This window comes from Burkholderia sp. BCC0405, assembly GCF_902833075.1.
Classification (GTDB): domain Bacteria; phylum Pseudomonadota; class Gammaproteobacteria; order Burkholderiales; family Burkholderiaceae; genus Burkholderia.
Genome location: NZ_CADFEO010000027.1, coordinates 72733 through 84169 on the forward strand (window position 1 = coordinate 72733; position 11437 = coordinate 84169).

Genomic DNA, 11437 nt, shown 5'->3' on the forward strand with positions numbered 1-11437 from the left:
TCAGCAGGTTCATCCGGCACGCTTGCCGGTCTCGGGATCGAAGAAATGCAGCCGGTGCGCGGGCAGCGCCGCCGCCAGCGCCGAGCCGCGCGCGGGACGGTCCGCGTGCGGCAGGCGCACGGCGACGTCGTGATTGCCCCAGCGGCCGTGCGCGAGATTGTCCGCGCCGAGCAGCTCGCACGAGTCGACCGGCAGCGTCGCCTGCGCGACGCCCGGCTGCGGCGTCATGTGTTCGGGACGCACGCCGAGCACCCAGTCGCGCCCGGTGGCGATCGTCGTGCCGATGCCGGGGGCGCCGGCGACCGGCAGCGCGGGGCCGCCCCCCGCGACCGCAAACGTCGCGCCGTCGTCCGACAGCCGGCCGTGCATCAGGTTCATCGCGGGCGAGCCGATGAAGCCGGCGACGAACACCGTCGCCGGCTTCTCGTACACGTCGACCGGCGCACCGATCTGTTCCGCGTAGCCGCGATTCATCACGATCACGCGCTGCGCGAGCGTCATCGCCTCGATCTGGTCGTGCGTCACGTAGACGCTCGTCGTCGCGAGCCGCGCATGCAACCGCTGGATCTCGAGCCGCATTTGTACGCGCAACTTCGCGTCGAGGTTCGACAACGGCTCGTCGAACAGGAACACCGACGGCTCGCGCACGATCGCGCGACCCATCGCGACGCGCTGCCGCTGGCCGCCCGACAACTCGCGCGGCCGCCGCGCGAGCAGCGGCTCGAGTTCGAGGATCTTCGCGGCCGCCGCCACCCGCGAATCGATCGTCGCTCGCTCGATCCCGCGGATCTTCAGCCCGTAGCCCATGTTCTGCGCGACCGTCATGTGCGGGTACAGCGCATAGTTCTGGAACACCATCGCGATGTCGCGATCCTTCGGCTCCAGCGCGTTGACGACGCGCTCGCCGATCGCGATCTCGCCGTCCGTCACGCTCTCGAGCCCCGCGATCATCCGCAGCAACGTCGACTTGCCGCAGCCCGACGGGCCGACCAGCACGATGAATTCACCGTCGGCGATCTCCACGTCGATGCCATGCAGCACGTGCTGCTTGCCGTCGTAGGATTTCCTGACGCCCTTCAAGCTCAGCGCAGCCATTCTTGGTCTTTCTCCCGGTTGCCGTCCGTCATTTATTTCTCGGAATCGACGAGGCCGCGCACGAACCAGCGCTGCATCGCCAGCACGACGACGAGCGGCGGGATCATCCCGAGCAGCGTCGCCGCCATCACGTATTGCCATTCGGTCGCGGCGTCGCCGCTCGCGATCATCGTCTTGATGCCCACCACCGCCGTCGACAGCGAGGCCTCCGTCGTGATCAGGATCGGCCACAGATACTGGTTCCAGCCGTAGATGAACGTGATCACGAACAGTGCCGCGATGCTCGTCTTCGACAGCGGCAGCACGACGTCCCAGAAGAACCGCAGCGGCCCCGCGCCGTCGATGCGCGCGGCGTCCATCAGCTCGTCGGGCAGCGTCATGAAGAACTGGCGGAACAGAAACGTCGCGGTCGCCGATGCGATCAGCGGCAGCGTGAGCCCTGCGTAGGTGTTCGTCAGGTGCAGCGTCGACACGACCTGCACGGTCGGGAAGATCCGCACTTCCACCGGCAGCATCAGCGTGATGAAGATCAGCCAGAACGCCGTGTTGCGGAACGGGAAGCGGAAATAGACGATCGCGTACGCGGACAGGATCGACACCGCGATCTTGCCCACCGCGATGCCGAGTGCCATCGCGAAGCTGTTCACGAGCAGGCGGCCGAACGGCGCCGTCGTGCCGCCGCTGCCGTGCCCCCAGATGTACGCGACGTTCTCGAACAGGTGCGTGCTCGGCACGAGCGACAGCGGCACCGTGAACACTTCCTGCGCGTTCATCGTCGCCGCGCAGAATGCGACGTACACGGGAAACACGATCAGCACGACGCCCGCGATCAGCACCGCGTGGCAGAACAGGTCGAAGCCCTTGCGATTTTCGATCATGCGTATTGCACCCTGCGTTCGACGAAGCGGAACTGGATCACCGTAAGCCCGACGACGATGATCATCAGCACGACCGACTGCGCGCCCGAGCTGCCGATATCGAGCCCCTGGAAGCCTTCCGCGAAGATCTTGTAGATCAGCGTCTTCGTGCTCTGCGCCGGGCCGCCGCCGGTGGCGGCGTCGATCACCGGGAAGGTGTCGAAGAACGCGTAGACGAGGTTCACGACCAGCAGGAAGAAGCTGGTGGGCGACAGCAGCGGCAGCACGATGTTGAAGAAGCGCCGCACCGGCCCGGCGCCGTCGATCGACGCCGCCTCGATCAGCGAGCGCGGGATCGCCTGCAGGCCCGCGTAGAAGAACAGGAAGTTGTAGCTCACCTGTTTCCACACCGACGCGAGCACGACCAGGAACATCGCCTGGCCGCCGTTCAGCGCGTGGTTCCACACGATGCCGCTCTTCGCGAGGGCATAGGTGATCAGGCCGATGCTCGGGTTGAACAGGAACGCCCACAGCACGGCGGCGATCGTCGGGGCGACCGCGTACGGCCAGATCAGCAGCGTGCGATACACGCGCGCGCCGCGGATCACGCGATCGGCGCACGCGGCGAGGATCAGCGACACGACGAGCCCGCTCACCGTGACGAGCGAACTGAACACGAGCGTCGTGCGGAACGAATCGAGATACAGCGGATCGGCGAACAGGTGCGTGAAGTTCGCGAGGCCGACGAATTCGCTCGACGTGCCGAACGCATCCTGCATCTGCGTCGACTGCCACAGCGCGACGCCAGCCGGCCACAGGAAGAACACGGCGGTGATCGCGAGCTGCGGCGCGATCAGCAGGTACGGCAACAGGCTCGTACCGAAACGGGAACGGGATTGCATCGCGGATATCCGGTCAGGCGCAACGGAAAGGGGCTGTGCCGCCGGCCGGCGCGCGCATCCGTACAGGATGCGACGCGGCCGGCGGCACGGTGCGATGCGGGCTCAGCCGCCCGACTTCTCGAAGCGGCGCAGCAGTTCGTCGCCGCGCGACGCGGCCGAATCGAGCGCGTCCTTCGGCGACTTCTTCTGCGCCCAGACCTGTTCGAACTCCTCGTCGACCACCGTGCGGATCTGCGGCATGTTGCCCAGGCGCAGCCCCTTCGTGTACGGCAGCGGCGGCTTGTTCAGCATCTGCCTGATCGCGGTTTCGGCGCTCGGGTTCTTCGCGTAGAAGCCCTGCTGGCGCGTGAGGTCGTACGCCGCGGTCGTCACGGGCAGGTAGCCCGTGTCCTGGTGCCACTTCGCGGCGACCGCCGGCGAGGCCAGGTACGCGAGGAATTTCGCGACGCCCTTGTAGGTCGCCGGATCCTTGCCGGCCAGCACCCACAGGCTCGCGCCGCCGATGATCGCATTCTGCGGCGCGCCCTTGACGTTCGCGTCGTACGGCATCATGCCCGTGCCGTAGCTGAACTTCGCGAACTTCTGCACGTTCGCGAGCGCGCCCGACGACGTCGTCATGATCCCGCAGTCGCCGCTGTAGAACTTCGCCGACGCTTCATCCTTGCGGCCCGCGTAAGTGAACGTGCCGTCCTTCGCCATCTGCTGCAGGAACGAGATGTGCGCGATCTGCTGCGGCTTGTTGAATTCGAGCACCGCGTCGGTGCCGTCGAAGCCGTTGTTGCGGCTCGCGAACGGCAGCCCGTGCCAGGCACTGTAGTTTTCGAGCTGGATCCAGCCCTGCCAGCCGGTCGTGAAGCCGCATGCCATCCCCGACTTGCGCAGCTTCTCGGCATCGGCCTTCACGTCGGCCCACGTCTTCGGCGGCTGGTTCGGGTCGAGCCCAGCCTTCCTGAACGCGTCCTTGTTGTAGTACAGCACCGGCGTCGAGCTGTTGAACGGCATCGATACGAGGTGGCCCGTCTTCGCGTCGCTGTAGTAGCTCGCGATGGTCGGCACGAACCCCTTTTCGTCGAGCGGCACGCCGGCCTGCTTGAACACGTCGTAGACAGGGACGACGGCCTTCTTCGCCTGCATCATCGTGGCCGTGCCGACTTCATAGACCTGGAGGATCGCCGGCGCGTTGCCGCTCCGATAGGCGGCGATGCCGGCCGCGAGCGCCTGGTCGTAGGTGCCCTTGAAGACCGGCACGATCTTGTAGTCGCTCTGCGACGCATTGAACTGGTCGGCAATCGCGTTGACCCGCTCGCCGAGCACGGCTTCCATCGCGTGCCAGAACTGGATTTCCGTCGCGGCGAGCGCCACGTGCTGCACCCCGAACATCAGCGCGCCGCCGAGCGCGATAGAACGAACCAGTGTCCCCGCAGGCTTCTTCTTCATCGACCTCTCTCCTATGAAAACGTTACCAACAGCGTGTGCAACATTCCCGCCGCCATTGAACCGGCGAAGTCTAGTGATCGTTTGTGACAGTCAGTTGTCGTTGATGACGAACAGGCGCTGATACTCCTTCAGCGCGAAGCGGTCGGTCATGCCGGCGATGTAGTGCGCGACGAGGCGCGGCTGCTGCCCGGTGTCGTCGGACTGGTAGGGCGGCGGCAGCAGGCGCGGATCGTCGATGAATGCATCGAACAGCCCGGTGACGACGCGCTGCGCCTTGCTCGCCATGCGCATGACCTTGTAGTGGCGATAGAGGTTCTTGAAGAGGAAACGCTTGAGGGCGGCCGCCTGCGCAGCAACCGTCTCGCTGTGCGACACGAGCGGCGGCGCGGCGCGCACGTCATCGAGCGACGCGGGCGCGACGCGCACGAGATTGCGCGTGGTCTCGTCGATCAGGTCGACGATCAGCGTGTTGATGATGCGGCGCACCGTCTCGTGCACGAGACGGCGGCCTTCGAGGTGCGGGAATTCGGCGAGCGCCGCCTCGTAGTGGCGCTGCCACAGTTCGACTTCCGCGAGTTGCTCGATCGTGATCAGGCCGGAACGCAGGCCGTCGTCGACATCGTGGTTGTTGTACGCGATCTCGTCAGCGATGTTGGCGAGCTGCGCTTCGAGCGACGGCTGGCGGCCCTGCAGGAAGCGCTCGCCGAGCGCGCCGAGCTTGCGCGCATTCTCGCGCGAACAGTGCTTCAGGATGCCTTCGCGCGTTTCGAAGCACAGGTTCAGCCCGTTGAACGCGCCGTAGTGCTCCTCGAGCTCGTCGACGACTGCCAGGCTCTGCAGGTTGTGCTCGAAGCCGCCATGCTCGCGCATGCAGGCATTCAGTGCGTCCTGCCCGGCATGGCCGAACGGCGTATGGCCGAGATCGTGCGCGAGCGAGATCGCCTCGACGAGATCCTCGTTCAGGCGCAGGTTGCGCGCGACCGAGCGCGCGATCTGCGCGACTTCGAGACTGTGTGTGAGGCGGGTGCGGAACAGGTCGCCTTCGTGATTGACGAAGACCTGCGTCTTGTATTCGAGACGGCGAAACGCGGTCGAATGAACGATGCGGTCGCGGTCGCGCTGGAATTCGGTGCGTGCCGCCGGCGGTGTTTCCGGATGGCGGCGGCCGCGCGACTGCGATGCGTGCGCGGCATACGGAGCGAGATGGGCTTCCAGCGCCGCCAGCGTCGGCGGCTCGGCCACCGGCGCAGCGGATGCGCGGCCGGCTTCGGGCAGTGTGCTGCTGGATGTCTCGCTCACGTCTCCTCCAGGTCAGGGGCGCCGGGGCATCCGGGCGGCCGTTAGCGGGTCGTCTGTGCCAGTGTAGCGGACACCGCTTCGTCCGGCGCCTGCGTGATCACCGTATCGCCGAATCGCTTCAGCAGGATGAACTTGATCGCACCGGCCTCGGCCTTCTTGTCGACGCGCATCAGGTCCATGTAGCGCGCGTCGCCGAGCGCGGGCCCGCGGGTCGGCAGGTGCGCGGCCGCGATCACCGCATCGAGGCGCTGCCGCGACGCTTCGTCGAGCAGGCCGAGCCGCACCGACAGGTCACCCGCCATCACCATCCCACAGCCGACCGCCTCGCCGTGCAGCCATTCGCCGTAGCCGAGCCCGGCCTCGATCGCATGGCCGAACGTGTGGCCGAAGTTCAGGATCGCGCGCAGGCCGCCTTCGCGTTCGTCGGCCGCCACCACGCTCGCCTTGATCTCGCACGAGCGCTTCACCGCGTGTGCGAGCGCAGCCGGGTCGCGACGGTTGAGCGCGTCGACGTTCGCCTCGATCCAGTCGAAGAATTCAGCATCGGCGATCGCGCCGGTCTTGATGATCTCGGCGACGCCGGCCGCCAGTTCGCGATCGGGCAGGGTCGTCAGCGCGCCAATGTCCGCGATCACGGCCTGCGGCTGGTAGAACGCGCCGATCATGTTCTTGCCGAGCGGGTGGTTGATGCCCGTCTTGCCGCCGACCGACGAGTCGACCTGCGACAGCAGCGTCGTCGGCACCTGGATGAACGGCACGCCGCGCATGTAGCACGCGGCCGCAAAGCCCGTCATGTCGCCGATCACGCCGCCGCCAAGCGCGACGAGGGTCGTCTTGCGGTCGGCGCGGTCGGTCAGCAGGCCGTCGAAGATCAGGTTCAGCGTTTCCCAGTTCTTGTACGCCTCGCCGTCCGGCAGCACGACCGTCGACACACGCTTGCCGAGCGGCGCGAGCGCCGCGCGCAGCGCGTCGCCGTAGAGCGGATCGACCGTCGTGTTCGTGACGATCGTGACGGACGAGCCCTTGATATGAGGCGCGAACAGTTCGGCGCGGCCGATCAGGCCGGCGCCAATGCGAATCGGATAGGCGCGGTCGCCCAGATCGACGTTGACAGTAATCATGCTTGTAGCGGCTTGGCGATGACGCCCGCCAGTTCGAGTTGCATCAACACCATGTTGACGAGACCGTTGACCGACGGACGGCCGGTCTCGATGACGAAATCCGCGCATTCGCGGTACAGCGGGTCGCGCACTTCATAGAGCGCTTCGAGACGCCCTTTCGGATCTTCGGTCTGCAGCAACGGGCGGTTCTTGTCCTTGCGCGTGCGCAGCCACAGATCGTGCGGATTGGCGCGCAGGTAGACGACAATGCCGTGGCTTTTCAGGCAGTCGCGGTTTTCCGGGCGCAGCACCGCGCCGCCGCCCGTCGCGAGCACGATGTTCTCGCGCTGCGTGAGATCGGCGATCACCTGCGTTTCGCGATCGCGAAACCCGGCCTCGCCCTCCAGCTCGAAGATCACCGGAATGCGTGCGCCCGTGCGGGCCTCGATTTCGTGGTCGGAGTCGAAGAACGTCCTGTCGAGACGACGCGCGACCGCACGGCCCACGGTGGTCTTACCCGCTCCCATAAGGCCGACGAAAAATACGTTTGCATGTGGGTCCCGCGCTTGCAACGGCTTCCTCTGCTTCAATCTTGCTGGTGTGTGGCGCAGCTTACTGGCAAAGCGGCTGCCTTGTCGAGCCTGCGCCGGCGGCTTCCGGCCCCGTTTTTTCGACATCCGCGCCGCCCGCGCCGCGCGCACTGCAGCGCGCATCGACGACGGTCGGCGTGATGAAGACGACCAGTTCGCTGCGCTGGTCGCGCTGCGCGCGGTGCCGGAAAAGCGCGCCCAAAAACGGTATTTTGCCCAAGAGCGGCACGCGCGTCACATCGTTCCGGTTCAGCTGCTCATAGATCCCGCCGATCGCGACCGTCCCGCCGTTCTCGACCTCGACGCGCGTCTGGACGTGCTTTGTATGAATTGCCGGGCCGGCCGCCGTCGGCTCGCCGATGCTGTCCTTCGTCACGTCCAGGTCGAGCACCACGCGCCCGTCCGGCGTGATCTGCGGCTCGACCTCGAGCTTGAGCGTCGCCCGGCGGAACTGCACGCCGCTCACGCCGTTGCCGACCTTCGCCTGGTACGGCAGCTCCGAACCCTGTTCCACGATGGCCTTGACGCGATCGGCGGTCACCACGCGCGGGCTCGAAACGATCTGGCCCCGCCCCTGCGCCTCGAGCGCGCTCAGTTCGACATCGAGCACGCGGCTGAGCGGCGCGGCGAACAGCGTGAAGCCGGCGGTTGCCGCTTCGAAGCCGCCGAGCGGCCGCGCGGCAAGGTCGAGCGCGTTGCGCGCGCCGGTCGTGAACGTGCCGCTCTCGCCCGACGGCGGCCGCTCCTGCGCCCGCAGCGCGACGCGTGCGCCTAAATTGCGCGAAAAGCCCTGCTCGCCCTCGACGATGCGGGCCTCGATCCGGACCTGCCGCGACGGCCGGTCGATCGCATCGATCAGGCTCGCGATCTGGCCGAGACGCGGTGCAAGATCGGTGACGAACAGCAGGTTCGTACGCGGATCGGCCGCCGCGGCGCCGCGCTTCGACAGCAGGCGCTGGCCGGTCGCGCCGGCCAGCAGCCGTTGCACGTCCTGCGCGCGCGGGTAGTGCAGCGCGAACGTACGGCTCGCAAGTGGCTCCAGATCGGCGGCCCGCGCGTGCATTTCGAAGCGCTCGCGTTCGCGCGCGGCCAGCTCGGCCGCCGGCGTGACCCATATCACGTTGCCCCGCCGGGACATCGCGAGCCCGTGCGTATCGAGCAGCGTGTCAAAGGCATCGCGCCAAGGCACCTTGTTCAGACGCAACGTGACGGTGCCACGCACCTGCTCGCCGACGACGATATTGAGTCCGGTGAACCGGGCGAACGCGTCGAATGCGGCCGCGAGCCCCGCACCCTGCAGATTCAGCGAGATCCGCCGTGCGTCGTCCGCATCGCCCGGGTGTCGGGCAGCAGCGTCGGCCATCCGGGCCGGCGGCGCCAACGGGATCGGCGGCCCCTCCAGCCCGGGTGCCGGGGTAGCGGCCTCCGCCTGAAGCGCCGCGCGAGCCGCCTGGTCGAACGGCGGCTGGCCGGCCTCCGTCGATACGGTGTTGCCCGCACCGTCCACCGCACCTTGCGGCAGCGGCAGGCCCGGCACCGGCATATCCGTCGATGCCGCTGGCCAGACGGCCGGCAGCGGCGGCAACGCGGCGCTTGCACCGGCCGCGCTCAATCCGGCCCAGACGGCAAGTGCCCGACATCCGTGCTTGATCATGGCCGCCTCCCTTCGTTCAGGGTGACGCGGTATGCGCCGTCCGCCGTCGCGAGCGTCACGGCGACGGGATCGACTCGTACCACTCGCGCTGCCCCGAGGGTTTCGCCGGGCACCACGGCGGTGAATGCGCCGTCACCGTCGTCGAACAACGCGAGACCGGCGCGCCCATCGCGAATCGTGCCGGCCAGGCGAACAGCCGCCCCCGCCGCTTCAGACGAATCAGCCTCGCCGAACGGATCGGCACCGGACGCATCGGCCAGAACCGGCGTCTCCCCGCCCGTGGACATTACCGCCGGCAACTCCGGAAACACGTCGACAGACATTTCCACGCGCGCGGCCTCCTTTCCCCGTTCCACACGCAGCGCGGTCGGCACCGCCAGCACCGGGAAACGCGCCAACCCGCCGACCATCTGCAGCAATGCGCGAAAGCCGCCATCCGCGACGATGCGCACCGTGCGCCGGCCGTCCGGACCCGCACCGTCGGCGCGCAACGGCTCGATCGATACGTCGAGCAGCCCGCTCGACGCGGCGCGATCCGCCAGTTCCAGCATCAACGCGGCCCATTCCGGCGCACGCGACGAGCGATCGCCGCGTGCCGCCGCCGGATGCCCGTCGCGTTGCCGGGCGGCGGCCGTCAGAACACGCTGCGCGTCGGCCTCACGCATCTGCGCCGCCGCCAGCAACGCGCGGCTGTGCGCAAGCCCGCTCCAGTCGGCGGCATTCGCCAGATGAATGCCGCCCGCCAGCACGGCCGCGAACGCGAGCATGCAGCCCGCGATGTGTACAGCCGCCGGCGACACGCGCCGCATGCCCCCCAGCCATTCATCGCCACGCCGTGCGGGCCGATGCACGAGCGCCGCCGTCATGCGCCACCTCCCGGGGCTTTCCGAGGCGACATCGCGTCGTGCCAGCGCAGTTGAACCGAGAACCGGAAGGGCATCCCGCCCGTCGCGACAGGCGCATCCGAGGCAGGCTTCAACGCATCGATGTCGATCCGCCAGCCACGCTGCTCGCGCGCCATCCCCGCGAGCCATCGCGCGGCCGCCCGGTAGCTCGCGGCGCGTACATCCAGCACGGCACCGGCCGACGTCGTGCGCAGCGCGTCGAGCCGGACGGTGCCGTCACGCATCCGCGCCAGCGTGGCCAGCAGCCCTGCGACGTGCCGGTAAGGCGCGGCGAGCGCGGCCGCCTGCGCGTCGCGCTGCGCGGCGACGGCCGCTGCCTTGGCTGAGCGCGTCGCGGCGCCCACCTGCGGCTGCAACTGCCGCAGCCGCGCCTCCACGCTTGCGCGCTCGGTATCCACACGCCACCGCGCCCCGGCGGCGGCGCCCGTCCACAGGCAGGCGCCGAGCACGCCGAACAGGATCGCCGCACCGCACTGCATGGCGCGACGACGTCGCAACACCTGCGCCAGCCGCTCGCGGTATGGCAGCAGGTTGAAGCCCCGCGGCCCTGCATGACAGACCGTCATTCCCACACCCCGCGCAATGCCAGCCCGAATGCGACCGCCCATGCCGGGCCGCCCGGCATGCCGGCGGGCGGGCACGGTTGCCCGTTCCAGCCCGAACAGTCGAACGGCACCGCAGCCGCGCCGAGTAGGTCGCCGATCTCGGCGATGGACGTATCGAAACGGGCGATACACCGCTCGTCTCCGGCCACGAGTACGCCGCACAAGGCCCCGAGCGCCCGCCCGCGCAATGCATCGGAAATCGCCCCCGGCACGGCGCCGGACTGCGTCAGCACCGGCACGGCCAACGGGCCGTCGATGCGCCAGCCGTGCACGCCCGAGTCATGAAACCAGAGTGCCGCGCACGGCCCCGCCTGCGCGTCGGGTTCGAATTGCGCGGCATAGCGCAACGCACGCAGCGCCGCGGCCGACTCGCCGTCGACCACCGTCAGGTCGATACCGGCCTGCGCGGCTACGTCGATCCGCCGTTCGAGCAGCGCCAGCGGGGCCACGGCAATCTCGATCTCGCGCGACCCCGCTCCGCCATCCTGCCGCCAGTCGAACGCGAGACTGTCCGGCGCCAGCCCCGAGATGCGTTCGGCCGCCTGCCGCGCGGCGTCCTCGATGTCGTCCCGCCCGGCCAGATCAAGCGTCGCGGTGCGCATCTCGTCATCGTGCAACGCCATCACGCCACGCGCGTCGCACCGCACGCCGGCCGCCGACAGTCTCGACACGGCTGCGGCCAGCGCACGCGCGACCGCAGCCCAGCGCGCATCCTCAGGCCCGCCCGCCAACCCGACCGGCTCCCGTTCGAGCCCCTCGACGTACACCTGAGCGCCCCGGCCGCGCCGGCTCAGCACGACCACCCTCACCTCGTCCGCACCGACGTCGACTCCCGTCGACCGGTGCCCGCCCCGCGCAAACCGCGCACCCCATCGTCCCGCCATCCCAGCCTCCCGAAATCGTCGCGGCCCATGCCGCGTTTCCGAGACCTGATTCTGCAAAGCGGCGCGGGCGGCCGACAGTCGGCCTAACGGCCAGCATCCGCTCGCGACG

The 11437-nt window shown here is 68.5% G+C and carries 11 protein-coding genes; all 11 read right to left on the reverse strand.

The window, feature by feature from the left end; translation table 11 throughout:
• Nucleotides 1-9: 9 nt before the first annotated feature.
• Nucleotides 10-1095 (reverse strand): sn-glycerol-3-phosphate import ATP-binding protein UgpC, encoded by a 1086-nt coding sequence (locus HWX36_RS32420; protein WP_175957895.1) that lies wholly within the window; start codon nt 1093-1095, stop codon nt 10-12.
• A gap of 32 nt (nt 1096-1127) precedes the next feature.
• Nucleotides 1128-1973 carry a sn-glycerol-3-phosphate ABC transporter permease UgpE gene (gene ugpE, locus HWX36_RS32425; protein ID WP_089444814.1) on the reverse strand — a complete coding sequence of 282 codons (846 nt, stop codon included), beginning with the start codon at nt 1971-1973 and terminating at the stop codon, nt 1128-1130.
• Complete coding sequence (gene ugpA, locus HWX36_RS32430; RefSeq protein ID WP_175957896.1) at nt 1970-2854, reverse strand: sn-glycerol-3-phosphate ABC transporter permease UgpA; 885 nt, start codon at nt 2852-2854, stop codon at nt 1970-1972. Before ugpA ends, ugpE begins: the two co-directional genes overlap by 4 nt.
• A gap of 102 nt (nt 2855-2956) precedes the next feature.
• Nucleotides 2957-4291, reverse strand: coding sequence for a sn-glycerol-3-phosphate ABC transporter substrate-binding protein UgpB (ugpB, locus tag HWX36_RS32435; protein WP_175957897.1), 1335 nt, complete (start codon nt 4289-4291; stop codon nt 2957-2959).
• 90 nt (nt 4292-4381) lie between these two features.
• Nucleotides 4382-5566: a deoxyguanosinetriphosphate triphosphohydrolase gene (locus HWX36_RS32440; RefSeq protein WP_244136586.1), complete on the reverse strand. Its 1185-nt coding sequence runs from the start codon at nt 5564-5566 to the stop codon at nt 4382-4384.
• A 65-nt stretch (nt 5567-5631) separates the two neighbouring features.
• Nucleotides 5632-6711: a 3-dehydroquinate synthase gene (gene aroB, locus HWX36_RS32445; RefSeq protein WP_175957899.1), complete on the reverse strand. Its 1080-nt coding sequence runs from the start codon at nt 6709-6711 to the stop codon at nt 5632-5634.
• Nucleotides 6708-7262, reverse strand: coding sequence for a shikimate kinase AroK (gene aroK, locus HWX36_RS32450; protein WP_175957917.1), 555 nt, complete (start codon nt 7260-7262; stop codon nt 6708-6710). The genes aroB and aroK overlap by 4 nt, the downstream gene beginning before the upstream one ends.
• 40 nt (nt 7263-7302) lie before the next feature.
• Nucleotides 7303-8934: a type IV pilus secretin PilQ gene (pilQ, locus tag HWX36_RS32455; protein ID WP_175957900.1), complete on the reverse strand. Its 1632-nt coding sequence runs from the start codon at nt 8932-8934 to the stop codon at nt 7303-7305.
• Nucleotides 8931-9800 (reverse strand): pilus assembly protein, encoded by an 870-nt coding sequence (locus HWX36_RS32460; protein WP_175957901.1) that lies wholly within the window; start codon nt 9798-9800, stop codon nt 8931-8933. The genes pilQ and HWX36_RS32460 overlap by 4 nt, the downstream gene beginning before the upstream one ends.
• On the reverse strand, nt 9797-10405 hold the full coding sequence (locus HWX36_RS32465) for a fimbrial protein (protein WP_175957902.1): 609 nt from the start codon (nt 10403-10405) through the stop codon (nt 9797-9799). Before HWX36_RS32465 ends, HWX36_RS32460 begins: the two co-directional genes overlap by 4 nt.
• The gene (locus HWX36_RS32470; RefSeq protein WP_175957903.1) at nt 10402-11328 is read right to left on the reverse strand and encodes a competence protein ComA; all 927 of its coding nucleotides are present in this window, start codon (nt 11326-11328) and stop codon (nt 10402-10404) included. Before HWX36_RS32470 ends, HWX36_RS32465 begins: the two co-directional genes overlap by 4 nt.
• Nucleotides 11329-11437: the final 109 nt, after the last annotated feature.

Bases quoted from the DNA above. Each gene is read 5' to 3' on its own strand.
- aroB (WP_175957899.1), bottom strand. From the start codon at position 6,711: ATGATTACTGTCAACGTCGATCTGGGCGACCGCGCCTATCCGATTCGC.
- ugpB (WP_175957897.1), bottom strand. From the start codon at position 4,291: ATGAAGAAGAAGCCTGCGGGGACACTGGTTCGTTCTATCGCGCTCGGC.
- ugpE (WP_089444814.1), bottom strand. From the start codon at position 1,973: ATGATCGAAAATCGCAAGGGCTTCGACCTGTTCTGCCACGCGGTGCTG.
- HWX36_RS32420 (WP_175957895.1), bottom strand. From the start codon at position 1,095: ATGGCTGCGCTGAGCTTGAAGGGCGTCAGGAAATCCTACGACGGCAAG.
- ugpA (WP_175957896.1), bottom strand. From the start codon at position 2,854: ATGCAATCCCGTTCCCGTTTCGGTACGAGCCTGTTGCCGTACCTGCTG.
- HWX36_RS32465 (WP_175957902.1), bottom strand. From the start codon at position 10,405: ATGACGGTCTGTCATGCAGGGCCGCGGGGCTTCAACCTGCTGCCATAC.
- pilQ (WP_175957900.1), bottom strand. From the start codon at position 8,934: ATGATCAAGCACGGATGTCGGGCACTTGCCGTCTGGGCCGGATTGAGC.
- HWX36_RS32460 (WP_175957901.1), bottom strand. From the start codon at position 9,800: ATGACGGCGGCGCTCGTGCATCGGCCCGCACGGCGTGGCGATGAATGG.
- HWX36_RS32470 (WP_175957903.1), bottom strand. From the start codon at position 11,328: ATGGCGGGACGATGGGGTGCGCGGTTTGCGCGGGGCGGGCACCGGTCG.